Annotated in this window: 25 protein-coding genes; 22 read left to right on the top strand and 3 right to left on the bottom strand. The window is 43.5% G+C overall.

Annotation, left to right across the window (positions count from 1 at the left end):
* The first annotated feature begins 31 nt into the window (after window positions 1-31).
* The 6 genes from DESACI_RS15640 (at window position 32) to DESACI_RS15620 (ending at window position 3,178) form a co-directional block, all read left to right on the top strand.
* Window positions 32-610 (top strand): lytic transglycosylase domain-containing protein, encoded by a 579-nt coding sequence (locus tag DESACI_RS15640; protein ID WP_014828168.1) that lies wholly within the window; start codon window positions 32-34, stop codon window positions 608-610.
* A 27-nt stretch (window positions 611-637) separates the two neighbouring features.
* Entirely contained in the window at window positions 638-937 is a 300-nt protein-coding gene (locus DESACI_RS15635) for a metal-sensitive transcriptional regulator (RefSeq protein WP_014828167.1), read from the top strand.
* Window positions 938-1,161: 224 nt separating this feature from the next.
* Complete coding sequence (locus tag DESACI_RS24595) at window positions 1,162-1,299, top strand: hypothetical protein (protein WP_158310190.1); 138 nt, start codon at window positions 1,162-1,164, stop codon at window positions 1,297-1,299.
* A 4-nt stretch (window positions 1,300-1,303) separates the two neighbouring features.
* Window positions 1,304-1,789, top strand: coding sequence for a DUF134 domain-containing protein (locus tag DESACI_RS15630; RefSeq protein ID WP_014828166.1), 486 nt, complete (start codon window positions 1,304-1,306; stop codon window positions 1,787-1,789).
* Window positions 1,790-1,819: 30 nt separating this feature from the next.
* Window positions 1,820-2,206 (top strand): NifB/NifX family molybdenum-iron cluster-binding protein, encoded by a 387-nt coding sequence (locus DESACI_RS15625; protein WP_014828165.1) that lies wholly within the window; start codon window positions 1,820-1,822, stop codon window positions 2,204-2,206.
* Between the two features lie 117 nt (window positions 2,207-2,323).
* Window positions 2,324-3,178, top strand: a complete 855-nt coding sequence (locus DESACI_RS15620) for an Mrp/NBP35 family ATP-binding protein (RefSeq protein ID WP_014828164.1) — start codon at window positions 2,324-2,326, stop codon at window positions 3,176-3,178.
* 107 nt (window positions 3,179-3,285) lie between these two features.
* Here DESACI_RS15620 and DESACI_RS15615 read toward each other — a convergent pair whose 3' ends face one another.
* Complete coding sequence (locus tag DESACI_RS15615) at window positions 3,286-3,756, bottom strand: HAD family hydrolase (RefSeq protein ID WP_014828163.1); 471 nt, start codon at window positions 3,754-3,756, stop codon at window positions 3,286-3,288.
* Window positions 3,757-3,872: 116 nt separating this feature from the next.
* On the opposite strand from DESACI_RS15615, the gene DESACI_RS15610 reads away from it, so the two are divergent.
* Both DESACI_RS15610 and DESACI_RS15605 read left to right on the top strand, forming a co-directional pair.
* Window positions 3,873-4,292 (top strand): iron-sulfur cluster assembly scaffold protein, encoded by a 420-nt coding sequence (locus DESACI_RS15610; protein ID WP_083845606.1) that lies wholly within the window; start codon window positions 3,873-3,875, stop codon window positions 4,290-4,292.
* Window positions 4,293-4,331: 39 nt separating this feature from the next.
* On the top strand, window positions 4,332-4,766 hold the full coding sequence (locus tag DESACI_RS15605; protein ID WP_014828161.1) for a MerR family transcriptional regulator: 435 nt from the start codon (window positions 4,332-4,334) through the stop codon (window positions 4,764-4,766).
* Between the two features lie 254 nt (window positions 4,767-5,020).
* On the opposite strand, the gene DESACI_RS15600 is transcribed toward DESACI_RS15605, so the two are convergent.
* Entirely contained in the window at window positions 5,021-5,236 is a 216-nt protein-coding gene (locus DESACI_RS15600) for a hypothetical protein (RefSeq protein WP_014828160.1), read from the bottom strand.
* A gap of 331 nt (window positions 5,237-5,567) precedes the next feature.
* On the opposite strand from DESACI_RS15600, the gene DESACI_RS15595 reads away from it, so the two are divergent.
* Genes DESACI_RS15595 through DESACI_RS15550 form a run of 10 tightly spaced genes read left to right on the top strand, consistent with a single transcriptional unit; the run spans window position 5,568 to window position 14,431 of the window.
* The gene (locus DESACI_RS15595) at window positions 5,568-6,455 is read left to right on the top strand and encodes a cytochrome c3 family protein (RefSeq protein ID WP_014828159.1); all 888 of its coding nucleotides are present in this window, start codon (window positions 5,568-5,570) and stop codon (window positions 6,453-6,455) included.
* Between the two features lie 2 nt (window positions 6,456-6,457).
* Window positions 6,458-6,988: a YeeE/YedE thiosulfate transporter family protein gene (locus DESACI_RS15590; RefSeq protein WP_014828158.1), complete on the top strand. Its 531-nt coding sequence runs from the start codon at window positions 6,458-6,460 to the stop codon at window positions 6,986-6,988.
* 1 nt (window position 6,989) lies between these two features.
* Window positions 6,990-7,580, top strand: coding sequence for a YeeE/YedE thiosulfate transporter family protein (locus tag DESACI_RS15585; RefSeq protein WP_014828157.1), 591 nt, complete (start codon window positions 6,990-6,992; stop codon window positions 7,578-7,580).
* Between the two features lie 35 nt (window positions 7,581-7,615).
* Entirely contained in the window at window positions 7,616-9,832 is a 2,217-nt protein-coding gene (locus tag DESACI_RS15580; RefSeq protein WP_014828156.1) for a molybdopterin-containing oxidoreductase family protein, read from the top strand.
* A gap of 11 nt (window positions 9,833-9,843) precedes the next feature.
* Entirely contained in the window at window positions 9,844-10,419 is a 576-nt protein-coding gene (locus DESACI_RS15575) for a 4Fe-4S dicluster domain-containing protein (RefSeq protein ID WP_014828155.1), read from the top strand.
* A 20-nt stretch (window positions 10,420-10,439) separates the two neighbouring features.
* Complete coding sequence (gene nrfD / locus DESACI_RS15570) at window positions 10,440-11,336, top strand: NrfD/PsrC family molybdoenzyme membrane anchor subunit (RefSeq protein WP_014828154.1); 897 nt, start codon at window positions 10,440-10,442, stop codon at window positions 11,334-11,336.
* A 39-nt stretch (window positions 11,337-11,375) separates the two neighbouring features.
* Window positions 11,376-11,828, top strand: coding sequence for a QcrA and Rieske domain-containing protein (locus DESACI_RS15565; protein ID WP_014828153.1), 453 nt, complete (start codon window positions 11,376-11,378; stop codon window positions 11,826-11,828).
* Window positions 11,825-12,550, top strand: a complete 726-nt coding sequence (locus DESACI_RS15560) for a cytochrome b N-terminal domain-containing protein (RefSeq protein ID WP_014828152.1) — start codon at window positions 11,825-11,827, stop codon at window positions 12,548-12,550. Before DESACI_RS15565 ends, DESACI_RS15560 begins: the two co-directional genes overlap by 4 nt.
* Window positions 12,525-12,935, top strand: a complete 411-nt coding sequence (locus DESACI_RS15555) for a hypothetical protein (RefSeq protein ID WP_242833067.1) — start codon at window positions 12,525-12,527, stop codon at window positions 12,933-12,935. The genes DESACI_RS15560 and DESACI_RS15555 overlap by 26 nt, the downstream gene beginning before the upstream one ends.
* On the top strand, window positions 12,932-14,431 hold the full coding sequence (locus tag DESACI_RS15550; protein WP_014828150.1) for a hypothetical protein: 1,500 nt from the start codon (window positions 12,932-12,934) through the stop codon (window positions 14,429-14,431). Before DESACI_RS15555 ends, DESACI_RS15550 begins: the two co-directional genes overlap by 4 nt.
* A gap of 154 nt (window positions 14,432-14,585) precedes the next feature.
* Here the strand turns inward: DESACI_RS15550 and DESACI_RS15545 are convergent, their stop codons facing one another.
* Window positions 14,586-15,476 carry a helix-turn-helix domain-containing protein gene (locus DESACI_RS15545; protein WP_014828149.1) on the bottom strand — a complete coding sequence of 297 codons (891 nt, stop codon included), beginning with the start codon at window positions 15,474-15,476 and terminating at the stop codon, window positions 14,586-14,588.
* Between the two features lie 419 nt (window positions 15,477-15,895).
* Between DESACI_RS15545 and DESACI_RS15540 the strand changes: the two genes are divergently transcribed.
* The 4 genes from DESACI_RS15540 (at window position 15,896) to DESACI_RS15525 (ending at window position 17,016) form a co-directional block, all read left to right on the top strand.
* Entirely contained in the window at window positions 15,896-16,099 is a 204-nt protein-coding gene (locus DESACI_RS15540; RefSeq protein ID WP_014828148.1) for an FmdB family zinc ribbon protein, read from the top strand.
* A 63-nt stretch (window positions 16,100-16,162) separates the two neighbouring features.
* Window positions 16,163-16,366, top strand: a complete 204-nt coding sequence (locus DESACI_RS25260) for a DUF362 domain-containing protein (RefSeq protein WP_041276106.1) — start codon at window positions 16,163-16,165, stop codon at window positions 16,364-16,366.
* Window positions 16,350-16,556 carry a hypothetical protein gene (locus DESACI_RS25255; RefSeq protein WP_014828147.1) on the top strand — a complete coding sequence of 69 codons (207 nt, stop codon included), beginning with the start codon at window positions 16,350-16,352 and terminating at the stop codon, window positions 16,554-16,556. The genes DESACI_RS25260 and DESACI_RS25255 overlap by 17 nt, the downstream gene beginning before the upstream one ends.
* A 73-nt stretch (window positions 16,557-16,629) precedes the next feature.
* Entirely contained in the window at window positions 16,630-17,016 is a 387-nt protein-coding gene (locus DESACI_RS15525; protein ID WP_014828146.1) for a DUF302 domain-containing protein, read from the top strand.
* The last annotated feature ends 252 nt before the right edge of the window (window positions 17,017-17,268 follow it).

The raw sequence follows: 17,268 nt of genomic DNA, 5'->3' as shown, positions 1-17,268 counted from the left end.
GTAACAGTCCTAATTGAGATGAGGAGATGCGATGCTTAAAAAGAAGAAAACAATTGGAACAAGCAAAAAGCTTCTTCTGGTTTTAATAGTCGTAATCCTTATAGGCTTTGTTCTGCTAAATATTCCTACATTTGAAAAAATCATCTATCCCTATCCACACCAAAAAATTGTGGAAAAATATGCGGCCCAATACGGTGTAGATCCTTTGCTTGTCGTGGCGATTATTCGGGAAGAGAGTAAATTTTTCCCTCAATCTCAATCTCATAAAGGGGCTGTAGGCTTAATGCAGCTTATGCCCAGCACGGCACAGGCAATTGCTGAAAGTTTAGGGGATAAGAGTTATTCTAATGAAGATCTCATCAACCCGGAAACCAATATTCAATTTGGAACCTGGTATTTAGGCAGTTTGGAAAAGGTTTTTTCGAACAATCTTATTTTAGTGATTGCTGCCTATAACGGCGGGAGAGGGCATGTTCAAGAATGGATTAAATCAGGGCAGATCAATCCTAATAATGTCCGGCAGGAGGATATACCCTTCACAGAAACAAGGGATTATGTGGGGCGAGTCTTGAAAAGTTATCAAAAATATATTAAACTTTACCGTACATAATTTTCTGCCCTCTAAGGGACTTGATGAATGAAATGGGGAAAAACGAACGTGAAAGAAATCGACCCAACGGATACCCAAAAGATTCTAACGAGACTCAAAACGGTGCGAGGGCATATTTCAGGGGTTGAACGGATGATTGAAGAAGAAAAACCCTGTGAGGATATACTATTGCAGCTCGTTGCTATCCGTTCGGCGGTTCAGAAAGTCTCGGTAATTGTTGCTCAGCATTATGCCAATTCCTGCCTGGTCGATGCTCTGGATAAAGGAGAAAACCGGCAAGATGTTCTCAGCAAGGCCATCGAAACGTTGATGAAACTAAATCAGTAAATTACGGCTGTTTATAGCAATATAAAAATTAAACTACCAGAAGCACTTTTCTTCTGGTAGTTTTTTAATATCCTAATGGGTTACGAAGAAACAAGTGGTCCCTATTGGAGCAACTCCTTACGGTCCGCAGTCTCGGGGTGGCTTTTCCAAAGGCCTATGGGATTGGAAGGTTGATTGAATCGGAGGTGTAACCCTCACTTATAGAAGGGGGCTCAACTGGGGATATGACGTTTGTAAATAAATTTTACTCCTTGCTGCCGGCGCAAATAGCAGAGGTTTTCCTGGGAGTAAAAAGTCTAATACTTGATTATTCGAAGAATTATGGCTATACTGTAATTGAGCATATGCCCAAAAGGAGCTGATACAATGTCAAGACGGCGTTGTTGCGGCCGAATTGATGAAACGATAGTCTGTCAAACGTTCATACCTCAGGGATATTCACGTTGGCCGGAAGTATTAATCCAGCTTGAGGAACTTGAAGCCGTTCGTCTCAAAGACAAGTTGGGTCTAGATCAAGGTGAATGTGCAGCATCTATGGGAGTTTCCAGGGCTACGTTTCAACGAATTCTTGGTGCAGCTAGGGTGAAAATTGCCACTGCCTTACTGGAAGGCAGACCTATTATTATTCAAGGAGGTAATTACACAGTAAAAAATAGGGTCTTTGAGTGCCTTAATTGTCATCATGTTTGGGAGGAGAAACCGTGTTCTGCCGGTGGAAAACATGGCTACGAACTGGTCTGCCCAAAATGTGGCGACATGAAGAAAATGCGCTTAGACAAAGGAGTTAACCGTCCATGTGACAGTCATTTGTTGAAGGAAGGCCGGAGCGACTGTCGTAAAGAAAGCACTTAAAAGAAAATATTTATAAGGAGGGTTTATTCAATGGCCAAAAAGATAGCAATTCCAACAAATGGTGAGGTTTTAGATGCCCACTTTGGACGGGCAGCCGCGTTTACCGTGTTTGAAATTGAGGGACAGACAGCTCGTTTGGTAGAAGTACTCAGCACAGTGGGTCTTCAACATCAACATGAAGGGCTTGCCAACATGTTTAAGAATAAAGGAGTGGAAGTACTCGTTTGTGGCGGAATCGGCGGGGGAATGATTAATGGTCTTAACGCCGTAGGATTACAAGTAGTTTCCGGGGCTTCAGGAAGAGTTGCTGATGTCGCCCAAGCCTATGCAGAGGGCAAAGTCGTAAGCACCGGATCCGTGTGTCAGCATGATCACGGGCATGACCACGGTCATGATCACGGCCATTCCTGCCATTAAGACTGGAACGTTGCCAATATTGGACAAACTTGACAAAGCTTGAATCCGGGGAGTAAGATGAATTTGGATTTATTACCTTTTTAAAGGTAATTTACGATAGGAAAGGGAGGCATTACCGTGAGCGAAGCGTGTAATAGCTGTTCAGCAGCAGGAACCTGTACGACAGATAGTTGTTCCAGTCAGCCAAAATTAACGGAGGCTCAAAAAGCCAGTCACATCGATAAAATTATTGCTGTCATGAGTGGTAAGGGAGGCGTTGGTAAATCCTCCGTTACGAGTATGATAGCTGTAAGTTTAATGCGTCAAGGATTTAAAGTGGGAATTTTAGACGCTGATATTACAGGACCAAGTGTCCCCAGAATGTTTGGGGTTACAGGTAAAGCGGGGGTCAGTAAGACCGGAATTCTTGCCCCCCAGAGCCGTGACGGGATAAAAGTTATGTCTTTGAATCTTATGATTGAAACGGAAGATGACCCTGTAATTTTGAGAGGACCCCTAATCACCCAAATTGTCAATCAGTTTTATACAGAAGTTGTTTGGGGAGATCTTGATTATCTCTTAATTGATATGCCTCCGGGTACCGGTGATGTTCCCATTACGGTCTTCCAATCATTCCCCATTGATGGCGTTGTTATGGTAACAAGTCCCCAATCATTGGCCAACATGGTTGTTCGTAAAGCCATAAAAATGGTTCGCAATTATAAGCCTCCGATTTATGGTTTAATTGAAAACATGGCTTATATTCAATGTACTGACTGCAATCATCGAATGGAGGTGTTTGGAAAACCCCAAGGAAAAGATGAAGCAGAACGCACATCCATTCCATTTTTGGGAGAACTCCCGCTTGATCCAACCTTGACTGAATTGGCAGATGCCGGTAAGATAGAAGATTACAAATCTCCGATCTTTGATGAAATAGCAAAACGTTTAGCCCAAGAAATACAAAAAAATAGCGGCGAAAAGTTAGCCTAATTAAAATCTAAAAAGACCAAGGTTTGCACTGAGCAAGCTCTTGGTCTTTTCACACGATGACAGTGTCTTAGGTTGCCCGCCAAGTTTTCTTTAATTAGCCAAGAAAATCAACGTCTGAGAGTTGCTTTAAGTCGCTGAGGTTCTAAGAGCAAACCAAAAGCATCTTTAATATCGTTGACGATAATGTCGGAAGATAATAACGTTGACGTAAAAGCTCCTTCAAATCCAATCACACCAATCCCTAAACCTGCTTTTTCAAGCATTATCTTATCATTAGAACCGTTTCCAACCGCAACGACGCGATCTGGGTTAAAGGTTAAGATATAGTCCCCTTTCTCTTGAGTATGATCCAGGCTACCCAGAACCTTCACTTTAACAGGCAGTTCTTGGCACTGGCGTTCCACCGACCCAAAAGTATCTGAGGTGAGAACGTGAATGTCCATAAAAAGAGACAAACGTTTAAGGTCCTCCTTGACGGATTCCAACAATCTGCCGTCTAACGCTAATGTTCCATTAAAGTCTAAAACCAATACGCTTAGGGTTATTGCTCCTTTACCAGGTATCATTAACTCAATCATTTCAAGCACTCTTCTTTATAAGTTTCTTTGATGAGAATAATAAACTAGTATGCCCAGAATATCAATAAAATTATTGAAATAAATTAAATAATAAAATATAATGTGATTTAATATTTATGAGTGGTGGTGAAACGATGTATTCGCAAAAGTTCTTGGAACTTATTACAAATCCTATGAATCAAGGTAAGATGCAGAATTCCGATGGCGAAGGAACTGTGGAAGATCCACAAAGCGGGGCTAATTGTACAATTGAAATTAAAGTGGAATTTGGGATTATTAAAAGCATTAGCTTTTGGGTAAGCGGGGATAACGAGACGATAGCATGTTGCAGTATGACTACTATTTTAGCCAAAGGCAAACATTTGGCGGAAGCTTTAAAAATAACTAAACAAGATGTCAAGGACGCCTTGGAGTGGTCGGTTGAAGCAGATCATCCTGGAATAGATCTTGCTTTAGGCACTCTGCGCAAAACCATACAGAATTATCTTCTGAGGCGAGGCATATATCATATCCAGTTTGAAAATCTCGATAGCTAAGACCGTGTAGGGTCTTAATGATATTTGGAAGTGACAGAAATGCTTGATGAGGATCAAGGATTGTATACGATTGGCACGGTTGCGGAGTTAATTGATGAACATCCGGAGACTCTAAGAGTTTGGGAAAAAAATAACCTCATACACCCCGAAAGAAAAGGTAAGCAACGCAGGTATTCAAATAATGACATTAAGCGGCTTCAATTTATTAAGTTTTTATTAGATCAAAAGGGGTTAAATATTGCAGGAGCCAAACACTTGATTTCGATGTATTCTTGTTGGTACAATCGCAATTGTAAAGGCGGGGCTTATCAGAACAGTCCTGTACCTGTCAATGAAGCAAAAGCATGTTGGAAAATAAAAAATACATATTGTCTCGTTGCAAGTGACAAAGCGGAAATGTGTAATTCTTGCGCTCTCTTGAAAACTTGTAGGGAAGGGCAGGAATGCAAGGATGGGACACCCCTCGGACAGTAACAATTGGTACTAAAAATGAGTATTGATGACTTGGAAATCAATATCTACAGAAAGAATAATATACGGATAGTGATCTTTCGCGTGCTTCTGCACGCTTTTTTATTCTATCAGAGTCCCATGGCACTTCGTTCTGCTTTCACTTAGCAGTCCGAGGCTCGCTCATTGCTTGCGCGGGAGCTGTCTTCAGCGGATAAGCAGACGAGCTTATCGCCGCACAGCTGCTGAATAAGCAGACTCCTGCAGTGTGGATTGGCTTAAGGTCTTCGAGCTATTTCCTCTTGAAGTTTTGCAATGGATTTGTTAAGTGCCGATAATTCTGTTTCGTATTTTTTGACGGTATGCCCGGGAAGATGAAGTCCGGTCTGTTTTAAAACAAAGCTTCTTTCTTCTTCCAGTTCTTCAAGTTCCTCAGTTAAAGTTTTCAGACGTTGAATTAAAACCTCGCGTTTTAATGATTTTAAATCCTCCATTATGACTATCTTCCTCCTCCTCAATGCTTATGGAATAAAAATCGACACAGGGTTATTGTTTTTTCGATATTGACCTGAAGATGATTTCATTGTATTCTATAGCTAGCCGCGGACCCCCCTCCCCCGGGGGGTAGGACAAAGGGGATTTGTGAATATATTAGCATAAATGAGTTCCAATATCTAGAATTTTCCTAAAATTAATTATTATTTATTTCAATCGTATGTTTTAAGAAATTACTTAATGGATGAAAGCCTTATATGGTTGGGGGTGATAAAGACGAAGAACTTAAAAACAACAACGCATTAATTTGAAATGAGGTGAGGAGTAAACGTGAAAGGAATAAAAAAGCTATTTATTGCCGTAATCTTTGGTATTGTCGGAATTGCTTCCTTAGGGGCTTTGGGATTGTCGACTCCCCAAGATGTCCAGGCAGCCTGTGGAGCCTCAACGTCTTCTTGTAAAACCTGTCACGAAGTTCAAGGCGCAGATCCCGTTTCCAAAAAGGGAGACTGGCATAGCCAACATTCCTTTGGGGATTTCTGTCAAGCTTGTCACTTAGGGGTAGCTACGGAAACCGATAAAACAAAAGCGCATGCGGGGATGATTGCAAACCCCGTAACTCAGCCAGATCAAACTTGTATTTCTTGTCATCCTACGGATGCTGCGGCACGAGCTGCAAAGTACGGAGGTACTGCAACTCCATCAGGAAAAAGTTCTGCGGCAAGTCCCTCAGCATCAGGAACAACAACCTCGACAGACAACGGATCGGTCACTCCTTCTCCGGCGGCTGCTCAAGTTCCACCCAGTGCCAATCCGAATTTTGATGTTCTTGACTTTAACCAAAACGGCAGGTTATCCTTGCTTGCTTGGGCTATTATTTTAGCCGATGTGTTGGCTCTTTTTGTCTTGGCAATCTTGCTTTGGAAATGGAAAAAAGGCCTCTGGCCTTGGGCCTATATTAAAGGAAAGCAGAAGAATGTCCCTTTTAATTCTCTCCCGCCGGAAGTTCAAGAAGTGTTCACTCAGTTATTAGAGGGAGATATGGAGACAATTCTAATTCTTAAGTCGATCCTCGAAGGTCATCAGGGACGGCAAACCTTGCATCTATTGACTCAATTGCCGGAGACTGTTCTGGTTAAACTCCAAACCATGGATGAAAACGATCTAAAACTTTTAATTTCCAGAGTCGAGCAGGAGAAAGAGAAAGGGGGAAGATGATCATGTCTTTTAATGAAAAAATGAAAGAGAAAACATGGTCTCCATGGGCAGCAGGATTTCTTTTAGGATTGACGGCCATCGCTTCCTATGTTTTAGTTGACAAGACTATTGGTTCCTCCGGTGGCCTAGAAAGTATTGACAGCATTCTGCTTAAAACCTTCCATTTTAACTTAGCCAACTCTATGTATTTTAAATTTCAAATGCCCCCTGTCGTGAGTTTTCAAATAATCCTCTTTATTGGCATGATCCTTGGCGCTCTTGCCTCAAGCCTATGGTCACGGGATTTCAAATTGCGCTTGATGCCAGATCAGTTATGGACGCAGAACTTTGGGCCCAGCAAGTTAAAACGATGGATACTGATTTTTATTGGGGGCATCATCATTGAATACTCGGCAGGTATCGCAGGCGGATGCACCAGCGGTTTAGCTATATCAGGGACAATGCAGCTTTCACCGGCAGGCTTATTATTTATCGTTGGTTTATTTGTGTCTGGAATTATTACCACTAAACTTTTATATGGGAGGGACTATTAAAATGACCACCTATATTATTCCTTTAGCGATTGGTTTTTTCTTCGCCTTTGCGCTGCAAAAGGCCGGCCTAGGTCATTATCATCGAATTGTTAACCAATTTCGTTTTAAAGATAACACCATCATGAAATTTATGATGACGGGGATTTCAGTGGGACTTGTGGGTCTATATGCCTTGAAGGATCTGGGCTTTATTCAATTAGATCAAATGTCCTCCACCTATATTGTCGGCAATCTTCTGGGCGGGCTTCTGTTCGGAGTTGGTATGGCTTTAGCCGGAACATGACCAGGTACGCTGATCACAGGTTGTGGTCAAGGAAATTTGGACTATTTAATTCCGGGGGTTTTAGGTTTTTTGGTCGGTGGAGTTCTCTTTGGTGCCACTTACCAGTCCATCTTCTTAAAAATTTCCACCATTGGTGTCTATGGACAGCAATCCCTTGAGGAACTTCTTCATGTGAACCATTGGCTGTTTATCTCCCTCTTCGTTCTCTGTACGATTGTATTTTATGTGGGCTCCAAAGTCGCTGAAAACTCAAAAGGTACCCCTGCTGATGACTCTGTAAAACCAGTTAAGACTCTGAATATAAACTAAACGTTGTTCTGTTAATGTGGAAAGGAGGTCTGACTATGTCCAAAGTCTATACTTGGGACCAATTGTTCAGCCGCCGGCAATTTATTAAAGGCGCTGCTGCCGGTGCTGCGTTGGGTGCATCGGCGGGCTTGGGGCTCTTAACGCCGGATAATATGTTGGCTGTGGACCATTCGGCGTCAAAGGCAGCGGCCAAGAGTACTGAGTCCCGGAAGGTCACAACGATTTGTGAGCAATGTGTCTGGCGCTGCGGAGTCATTGCCAAGGTCGAAAACGGTACTGTAAAAAAGTTAGAAGGAAATCCGGATCATCCTAATAATATGGGCAAACTTTGCCCGCGGGGAAATGCAGGAATTGAAACGTTATACAGCCCTGACCGCATCAAATTTCCTCTTATTCGGGCGGGAGCACGTGGAAGCGGATTATGGCGCAGAGCTTCCTGGGATGAAGCCTTAACTTATACGGCAGATCAGATGAAAAAAATCAAAGATAAGTATGGCGCTAAAGCAATGATGTTCAACTCCACAGACAATCTGTCCCAGCCCTTTTTTGAGATTTTACTGAAGGCATTTGGTTCCCCTAACTATGGCACCCAGAGAAGTTTATGCTTCAATGCTATGACCACCGGCTTTTTATATACTTACGGTGTTCCTCAGCCGGGTACGGATTATAAACACTGCAAGTATATGATATTTATGGGAAGAAATCTGGCGGAGGGAATTTCCAACAATGAAACCCAAGAAATGATCGAAATGATTGCCAGGGGAACAAAGGTTGTGGTTCTTGATCCGCGTTTCAGCAAAACAGCGTCTAAAGCTGCAGAATGGCTGCCAATACGGCCCGGAACAGATTCCGCTTTCTTTTTAGCAATACTTCATGTCATTATTAAAGAAAAACTGTACAAGGCAGACTTTGTAAAAACTTATACTCAAGGCTTTGATGATTTGGTCCAAGAGGTCAAAGAGTATACGCCGGAATGGGCGGAGCAAAAGTGTGAGATTCCTGCGGCAACCATAGAAAGGATTGCCCGGGAGTTTGCTGCGGCTGCTCCTGCTGCTATTGCCCATCCTAACTGGCGGACATCGAATTTTAAGAATTCCTTTCAAACGGAGCGGGCCATTGCCGTACTGAATGCCCTGATCGGCAATTGGGCCCAGCCAGGAGGACTAATTCCTGATCAGGAAATCAATACGGCAAAGCTTGGGGTTTTGTCTCATCCCCCCTTTCCCCAGGCCCAGGGAATACGACTTGACGGGGTACCCTGGCAGTATCCCTTAGTTCCTTTATCTTATGGTGTAATTCAAACCATGCGGGATAATATCTTGTCTGGTAAACCTTATGAGGCTAAAGGGTGGTTGATTTCTCGGCAGAATCCCATTCTTTCGATACCGGAACGGCAGAAAACCATCAATGCCTTTATGAAGTTGGATTTTGTCGCTGTTATTGACATTCAAGCAAGCGATACTGCCTATTATGCTGATGTTATTCTACCTGAATCAAGTTATCTGGAACGCTATGACGGTTTAATCCCTATTGGCAATAAAATCTTTATCAGACAGCCGGTGATTGACCCTTTATATGATACAAAAAGCAGCTTGATGATTTACAAAGAACTAGCTGAGAAATTAGGCCTTGGTGATTTTCTCCCTTATAAGGATGAACGGGATCTTTTGGCTAAACAGCTTAAACCCTTCCCAATCACCTTAGATGAATTAGAAAGGGCCGGGCATTATGCTATCCCAAATTTTCACGAAGACCATTCTAAAGACTTCGAATTTCAAACCAGCAGCGGCAAAATTGAATTAGCATCGAGTATTATGGCCCAAATGGGCAAAAAGGCCGTGCCCACTTGGGATGAGCCGCCTCGTCCTCCCGAAGGCCGTTATTACCTCCTGACGGGAAAAACAGCTCAGCATACCCAGATGTTTACTCAAAATAACCGCTGGTTATTGGAAGTTTTTCCGGAAAACCGGGCTTGGCTGCATACGTCAGTAGCTGCCCGCCTGGGAATCAAGACGGATGATGATGTTGTCCTGGAAAGCGATGTAGGAAAAGTGACAATTAAGGCCCAGGTTACCGAAGGAATCCGGCCGGACTGCATTTTCATGGTCGGAGGATTTGGGCATGTCAGCAAAGGACTTAGATCAGCCTATAAACTTGGAGCAAGCGATTCAGCACTCCACAAGACCGTTACGGATCCACTCTCGGGAGGTTCGGCTTTGAGTGAGACGTTTGTAACCGTAAGTAAGGCGTAGGAGGGAAAACTATGACAGTTCGCATGGGATTTGTCATTATCACTTCGCGCTGTATCGACTGTGATGCCTGTATGGTCGCATGCCGCGCCGAAAATGACGTGCCCATTGGTAAAACGCGCAATTGGGTCAAAAGCAGTGGTGTTCAGGGTAAGTTCCCAAAGATTACAGAAGTTTTTCAACCGGGAAATTGTATGCATTGTGACAACCCTCCTTGCGTTTCGGTATGTCCTACCGGAGCATCTCAAAAACGTTCCGATGGTATTGTCATTGTTGAAAACAGTAAATGTATCGGCTGCAAATATTGTCTTACTGCTTGCCCTTATGATGCTCGTTTTGCCAATCCGGAGACAGGTAAAGCGGATAAATGCACCTTTTGTCTGCAGCGTTTGGAAGAAGGCTTAAAGCCTGCCTGTGTTCAGACTTGTCTTGGAAAATCACGGCAAGCCGGTGATCTCAATGACCCGGACAGTGTCGTAGCCAAATTAATTGCCAAATATCCTGCCCGTCAGCTTTTGAAGTATGTGGGAACAGGCCCCAATATTTATTACATTGATGACGTCGTCCCGGAAATACCGGAGGGCAAATAGGTGGTAAGGAGGGTTTGCACGTGGAAATAACTTGGGGCTTATTAATTGTCATTTACCTTTTTACTGCTGGCGTAAGTGCCGGAGCTATGATTACCTCGAACCTGGCCTTGCTCTTTGGTGGTAAAGATTTTGAGAGGGTTGGGCGCTGGGGGGCATTCATCTCGCCCTTTCCAATTTCTTTAGGTTTAGCAGTACTTCTGCTGGACTTAGGAAGCCCTTTTAACTTCTATCGTTTATTTATGACCTTACAGGTTCGTTCCCCTATGTCGTATGGGAGTTGGGCGATTCTTTTGTTCACCCTGCTCAGCGTTGTTTATCTTTATCTTTGGCTTCCTCAAAAGTTTCAAATGGTTGAGGATACTAAATCATTGGAACAATGGAAAAAACGGTTGGCTAAGGTAATCCCTTTTTTGTCAATAGGCGTGGCATCTTATACCGGTCTCCTTCTCAATGCTGCCGCGCGCCCTTTGTGGGGAGCGCCCTTGCTGCCGGTGCTTTTTTTAGTATCAGCGTTGTCGACTGGGGTGGCCGCCGTAATATTTATCTCATCAGTAACACCCTGGCAGCGGGCAAAGTATCATGAATTGCATCTATTGACGAAAGTGGACGCTTTACTCATTGTTTTAGAATGCTTTATACTATTAGCAATGATTGTTATGGGAAGACTAGGTTCTATAAGCGTTGCGGAGGCTTATGGAACTATGATTTACGGTGAATTTGCTCTGATTTTTTGGATTTTGATCATTGGCCTTGGATTGGTGATCCCTTTTTCACTGGAATACCTGGAGTTGAAAGAGAAAATCCCGGTCCGTTGGACCCTGCCAGTAACTATCGGCAGCAGTTTTCTAGTACTCTTTGGGGGGTTCTTTGTCCGCTATATCATCACTTATGCCGGGCAATGGAGCCGTTGGTTTTAAGACGACTTGGAGATCGTGGGAAGAAGGGGCTGAAAAAGGATGACTGGGCCAATAGAATGCACAAGACGGACAGTATTGCGGTTTGCTTGGGCCGGAATGGTTGCGGTAGGTGCTCTGAGCGTCAAACCACTTCTTGACTATCTGACAAGCAACGAAGACCAGCCGCGCTCGCCCTTAGTGTCTTATGACAAGAGCCTTAAGGAAAAAACAGACTGGCAGCATGTTCCGAATTCACGGGTTTGGGTGAAGAAGGATGATCAGGGCATTACTGCATTGGTAGCAACTTGTACTCATCTCGGCTGTGAAGTGACTTATCATGCGGATAAAAAAGAATGGTTGTGCCCATGCCATGGCAGCATTTACGATATAGAGGGCAGGCCCATAGCCGGGCCTGCCCCTAAGGCCTTGCCAAGGGTAGCCGTGGATCGGAAGGCGGATGGTTCTTTGATCATTAATACGGAGAAACACGTGGGATTGGAAGTACGGCTATGAGGGAATTAAGTGCAACACAAACTATGGTCCAGAAGCCAGTCCAGACGTCTGACCATGATCTGAAACAAAAACAACCGGCACCTGAGGGGTCGGCTCGGAATTCCAGACACAGCTTTGTCGATCACCTCAGACCACGATCTATTCCAGAACGTGCACTTTCTGTTTTCTACACCTTCTGCCTCGGGGGCCTGTCATTTCTGGCATTCCTAATGCTGGGGGTTACGGGACTCCTTTTAATGTTTCATTATCAACCGGGTGAAAGTACTGGTTACAGCAGCGTTCTTACCCTGGGGTCAGTAATTCCTTACGGGGGTATCATCAGAAACTTGCATTACTGGTCAGCTCAACTTATGGTCGTTACCGTTAATTTACATATGGTGAGGGTGGTATGGACTCATTCTTACAAGCCTCCAAAGCAGCTCAATTGGCTCGTCGGTGTTGGACTGCTGGTACTTGTTTTGGTTTTGGATTTTACAGGTTATCTGCTCATTGGTTCTCAAGAAAGCGGTGCCGCGGCAACGGTTGCAGCCAATATCCTTAAGCAAATTCCGGTTTTGGGAACAGCACTGGCGCATATTGCCTTAGGGGAACCAACCGCTTTGAGCGGCAGCACCTTGGTCGTCTATGTTTGGCACTGTGTGGCCTTGCCTTTCGCGGCGTTGTGGCTGCAGCTCTATCACTTTTGGCGGATTCGCCGTGACGGCGGAGTACGTCCTCTCTAAGGAAGGAGATACCATGGCTCGTTCACCCCTTAATGATCTTAAAGAAAGCGAAGGAATTGCTGCACTGATTTTTCTGATCCTCTGTACTTTGTTGGCCTTTATAATCTCGCCGAAAGTGGGGACGAGTAATTTAGCTCCGGCAGTTTCTCATGCCACCGCACCCTGGATTTTTGGTCCTTTCCAGGTGTTGCTCTTATATCTCCCGCCTTGGTTGGGAGCTTTAGCAGTTCCCGCCCTAATCATTTTTGGAGTGGCGGGGGTGCCCTGGGCTGCCCATTATTGGGGAGACAAATGGGGAAGGGGGATTTTCAGCGTTCTTTTTAGCTCGGTCCTGATCCTTCTGTTTTGGTTTATGGTGAAAGAATTGTGGTGGACACATTTATGAAAAAAGCTCTGATCTTAGTAAGCCTTTTCGTGGGTCTTGTCGTTTTAATTCTCCTTATTCAAGGCAGAACTCCAGATTGGGCACAATATCAACGGGAGTATTTTAAAGAACAGGCAGCAACATTGCATGCACAATTAAATTCGACTAAAGATGAGGCGAAGAGAACTCAACTGAAGCAAGAAATCAAGAGTTTTCAGAATCAGAAACCTGAAATCATTGACCTGGTTCTTCCTAATGGGAAGGTTGAGCGCTGTAAAACCTGTCATATCGGTATAGAGGAGATTTCCAGCTCCCATCCCAGCAATACGTTTGGCTGTGTCGCTTGCCATGGCGGAAATCCTCTCTCTCTGGATAAAGGGACCGCTCATGATCAAATGTATGGAGGGGGGCATCCGGGCTCCTTGAACACAGCTTCTTTAAGCTGCGGAGGAACGGCTGAGAACGGGATGGCTTGTCACTCAGGTAATCAGGAAGCGGCGAAAAATGAAGTCGATCTCGTGAAAACGTCGATTATGTCCACGAAGGCTGGCGAGCTCAGTGTTGTACGCAGGATGTTCGGATTTGATAAAACGAATGAGGTGCCAGGGCTTGTCAAGGGGCAGACAGCAGCCCTTTATCCCAATCCTCTGCAGGGACAGCCTAATCAGAAAGCGTTTCAGCAGAACTGTCTCAATCAATGTCATCAAAACGGAGGGGAAATCCCCGTTTTTCCAACGTCCAATAATCTTTCTCCCCAGGGCAGCCAAACCGGAGCTAAATCTCAAACAGAGAACAAGATCACGGCGAAGGGTTGCGAGGTATGTCATGTTTTAACGAACCCTATGCATACTTATATCGGGACAGATACGACTATGAGATCCGCTGATCTCGGCTGGGGGATGACCCACAGCCTGACAACCCAAATTCCTTATACCCAGTGTAATCAGTGCCATAATCAAGGAAATCATGACCCGCTCAAAATGAGTTTTGCGTTTCGTTCGGATATGACTAAAGTCATTAGTGACTGGAAATCCGGAGATACAAATTATCTGGATAGGGTCAAAGATTACTATTTGCCCGGTGAAATTTTCGCTCAATGTGAAGTCAGCCTGGATTGTATTGATTGTCATACAAGGCAGGACGTCATGGGAGACAACCTACTTCACACCTCACAATATGAGGCTGTTCACCTTCAATGCCAAGACTGTCATGGTACAAAAGAAACTCTCCCTAAGACTAAGAAGATTGTAGATCCTAAGGACTTAGCCTTTGAAGAGCAACTAACCAATCCTAAATTTCCTGCTCTGAAACTTGGAGATGAGATTCTTGTTACAGGAAAAGGGGAGGAGCTGCCCTTTATCCGCCATGAGGGAAATAGTTGGGTCCAGACCAGTCGTGTGACGGGCAAAACCTTTTCTATTCCATTAGTTTATGGAAGCAATTGCAAGCAATCCCTTTTGGAGCAAGGAGCTGATTCTTGTCACAAATGTCATGATCGGAGCGCCTCACATCCCTGAGGTGATCGTTTGTCTAAGCTTATAATAAACACAGAGGTTATGAATTCTATTTATTATCCATAACCTCTGTGTTTTATTTTTATATTTGATTTAAAATAATGGCAGTAACACAGTCCAACCGCCACAAATTCTTGCATTGTTCTTCGGAATCTTTTTACCTGTTCTCCTCAAAGGAAAGGTTCACAGGCTTTTCTGGCAATTCACTGCTGAGATCGACATCCGTAGCCGGAACATTTTTGTCAACGATGTCAAAGGAAACGTTATCCATCCATAATTCCCCCGTGCCGCTGAGCAGCATACCGATATTGATAATTGCGCTGTTTTCCGGCACATCAAGCACCACCGAATAATGGTTCCAGTCCGAATCGCCCGTTATAGGGCGGTTTTGCATATTATCAATTTTGATCACATTTGCGGTTATGCTGTCAATCCTCATCCAGAGTCCACCCCAGCCAGTCACACCTCTTGCTTTTAAAAACCCTGATAAACGCACTCTTTTTCCAATATAGTTTTTGGCTTTGAACTGCTGCATTACCGCATAGTAGTCGCCTGTCTCCAGTTCTGTACTGGTGCTTTTCAAAAGCACCGATTTTGTTCCCTTAAAAAACACTTCTTGGTCAAATGCAGCTTCAAATTTCCCTGGAGCGGTTCCTGTTATGATCCATCCGGGAATTTGCTGATTATTTTTCATATCGTTCACCTCGTTTATAGTTACTAAGTGGTTTATGACACGGCGATATTTTCCGGGAGGAAGCGCGTATACCTTCTTAAATGCTCTTGTAAAGGCCTCTTGAGATTCAAAACGGCAATAGAGAGCAATATCCATAATACTAAACTTCGATGACAGAAGAAGTTTCGCCGCTAAAGTTAACCGACGGCTTTGAATATGCTCCTTTAACCCCAATCCGGTCTCGCGCTTAAAAATGCGAACAAAGTGATATTTTGAAAATCCGGATACTTTTACAATCTCATCCAATGAGAGCCTCTCGCAGAGGTGTTGTTCAATGTAAGCGATGGTGTCTTGAATACTTTGAGAATAGTTCATTGGCGGCTCCTCCTAGATGATAGTATAGTACCAATTAGAAGACTTTTTTTGATTTATATTGCTCAAATTTTAGTTATCTTGCAACTCTTGGGTGTTTCTTCTTGCAGGCGGCTTTTCCCAGGCAGATAATTTAAGCAAATGTTAAGGAAATGGGAATTAAAGAAAGTAGTTCCAATGGGTTGACAAAACAGGAATATGCGAATATATTGGAATTACAAAATACCCTTACGGGGTATATGGGGTAAAGTTAAAATTGCTGCTTCACTTAGTTCAAGACGGACTCATCTTCAAATATCAAGTGTGCTTAACGTACAAAAGGAGCAAAGAGCTAGGAATCAGGATCTGAATTCTGAATATCAGGCTTTGAGCCGTGTAAAGCAGTAGTTATGAAGTAAAGTTCATTAGGAGGATTGAAGACAATGCCAAGTTATGATTTAATTTGCCAGTCATGTAATCATAAGTTTTCTGTCTTTTGCAGCATAAGCCAAAAAGACCATCAAGTATGTCCGGTATGCGGAAGTGACCAAATTAAACAGCGGTTTACTACGGTCAATGTTCTGGGGAAGAGTTCGGGCGGGGGGGCTTCCGTAGGCTCAAACTCAGGTCCCCAGCGCTTTGGCTGAGCAGGCTGCTAATGAGGAACCGGGTGTTCCTTTAATGCCGCAGGAATAAGGAGGAGAAATGGAATGTCAGCGTTTATCTTGGAAAAACTTTGCCGGGGGTGCAAACGCTGTGTTAATACCTGTCCCGAACAGGCTATTGCCATGCTGTCACATTTGGCAGTGGTAGATCCTAAGAAATGTGTGGAATGTGAAGCCTGCATGGAAGCTTGTATGCATGGCGCGATTACCTTTGTGGAGGCCGGTGAGATGAATGCCAATGGAGGATAAGGGACAAGAACAAGAAAAGGAAACGCTATTAGATCAACAGGAAATATTGCTGCAACTTCAGGACGTTGAGAAAAAGTTGGCTGATCTTAAAGCTCGTTGGCCTTTTCACTCTGTGCAGCCGCGAATGGTGGCAGAACGAGAAGATTTAGAAGAAGAAAGAGACCGTTTATTGGGTATACTAAAGTCATAGGAAGTTGTTTAGAAGAATCTATTGTCCGTAGTCAGGGAAATTGAATTAATTAAGATAAAGCGAGGGAAAAGTCATGGATTTAAAGTATGAAGTTAAGACCGATAAACCTTTTATGACAGCAGTGGAGGACTTAAAGAAAACATTAAGCAACAATAGTTTTGGCGTTTTATGGGAGCTTGACTTTAAAGACAAGTTAGCAGAAAAAGGGTTAGATTTTCAAGGGCATTTTAAGGTTTTGGAGGTCTGCAATCCTAAACAAGCAAAAGAAGTACTGGAAATTCAGGTTGAAGTTGGCTACTTTTTGCCCTGCAAAGTCGTTGTCTACGAAAAGGAAAACAGTGTTTATATGGGGATGCTTCGCCCGACCTCTTTGATTGGTATGTTGAAAGAAGAAAAACTATTGAGTATTGCCGAACAGGTGGAAGAAGTGATAAAGAAAGCCTTAGATGAAGCGATCTAGACTATAGATGAGTCATCTCGGCTGGAATTATGGAGTGTAACTTTAGAGACAGAATGAATGGATAAGTTTAAATCATTGAATAAGAAAGAAGATTATTTACCTGTCTCTTAAAGTAAATAATCTTCTTTCTTATTTTTTAAGCTCTTTCACAACCGTTAGTTGAAATAACTAAAGCCTTTCGGGAGCTTTTTTACCGACAAACTTCGGAAATTCGCTATAGAAAATGCTAAATTGATCATTCGACAATATTTA

Origin of the sequence: Desulfosporosinus acidiphilus SJ4 (assembly GCF_000255115.2) — a bacterium.
In the GTDB taxonomy this organism is placed as follows: Bacteria; Bacillota; Desulfitobacteriia; order Desulfitobacteriales; family Desulfitobacteriaceae; genus Desulfosporosinus; species Desulfosporosinus acidiphilus.
This window is presented reverse-complemented; position numbering and strand designations above follow the sequence as displayed.

Coding starts and splice junctions, on each gene's coding strand:
- DESACI_RS15640 (WP_014828168.1), top strand. CDS start 32: ATGCTTAAAAAGAAGAAAACAATTGGAACAAGCAAAAAGCTTCTTCTG.
- DESACI_RS15635 (WP_014828167.1), top strand. CDS start 638: ATGAAATGGGGAAAAACGAACGTGAAAGAAATCGACCCAACGGATACC.
- DESACI_RS24595 (WP_158310190.1), top strand. CDS start 1,162: ATGACGTTTGTAAATAAATTTTACTCCTTGCTGCCGGCGCAAATAGCA.
- DESACI_RS15630 (WP_014828166.1), top strand. CDS start 1,304: ATGTCAAGACGGCGTTGTTGCGGCCGAATTGATGAAACGATAGTCTGT.
- DESACI_RS15625 (WP_014828165.1), top strand. CDS start 1,820: ATGGCCAAAAAGATAGCAATTCCAACAAATGGTGAGGTTTTAGATGCC.
- DESACI_RS15615 (WP_014828163.1), bottom strand. CDS start 3,756: ATGATTGAGTTAATGATACCTGGTAAAGGAGCAATAACCCTAAGCGTA.
- DESACI_RS15610 (WP_083845606.1), top strand. CDS start 3,873: ATGAGTGGTGGTGAAACGATGTATTCGCAAAAGTTCTTGGAACTTATT.
- DESACI_RS15605 (WP_014828161.1), top strand. CDS start 4,332: ATGCTTGATGAGGATCAAGGATTGTATACGATTGGCACGGTTGCGGAG.
- DESACI_RS15600 (WP_014828160.1), bottom strand. CDS start 5,236: ATGGAGGATTTAAAATCATTAAAACGCGAGGTTTTAATTCAACGTCTG.
- DESACI_RS15590 (WP_014828158.1), top strand. CDS start 6,458: ATGTCTTTTAATGAAAAAATGAAAGAGAAAACATGGTCTCCATGGGCA.
- DESACI_RS15580 (WP_014828156.1), top strand. CDS start 7,616: ATGTCCAAAGTCTATACTTGGGACCAATTGTTCAGCCGCCGGCAATTT.
- DESACI_RS15575 (WP_014828155.1), top strand. CDS start 9,844: ATGACAGTTCGCATGGGATTTGTCATTATCACTTCGCGCTGTATCGAC.
- DESACI_RS15565 (WP_014828153.1), top strand. CDS start 11,376: ATGACTGGGCCAATAGAATGCACAAGACGGACAGTATTGCGGTTTGCT.
- DESACI_RS15560 (WP_014828152.1), top strand. CDS start 11,825: ATGAGGGAATTAAGTGCAACACAAACTATGGTCCAGAAGCCAGTCCAG.
- DESACI_RS15550 (WP_014828150.1), top strand. CDS start 12,932: ATGAAAAAAGCTCTGATCTTAGTAAGCCTTTTCGTGGGTCTTGTCGTT.
- DESACI_RS15545 (WP_014828149.1), bottom strand. CDS start 15,476: ATGAACTATTCTCAAAGTATTCAAGACACCATCGCTTACATTGAACAA.
- DESACI_RS15540 (WP_014828148.1), top strand. CDS start 15,896: ATGCCAAGTTATGATTTAATTTGCCAGTCATGTAATCATAAGTTTTCT.
- DESACI_RS25260 (WP_041276106.1), top strand. CDS start 16,163: ATGTCAGCGTTTATCTTGGAAAAACTTTGCCGGGGGTGCAAACGCTGT.
- DESACI_RS25255 (WP_014828147.1), top strand. CDS start 16,350: ATGCCAATGGAGGATAAGGGACAAGAACAAGAAAAGGAAACGCTATTA.
- DESACI_RS15525 (WP_014828146.1), top strand. CDS start 16,630: ATGGATTTAAAGTATGAAGTTAAGACCGATAAACCTTTTATGACAGCA.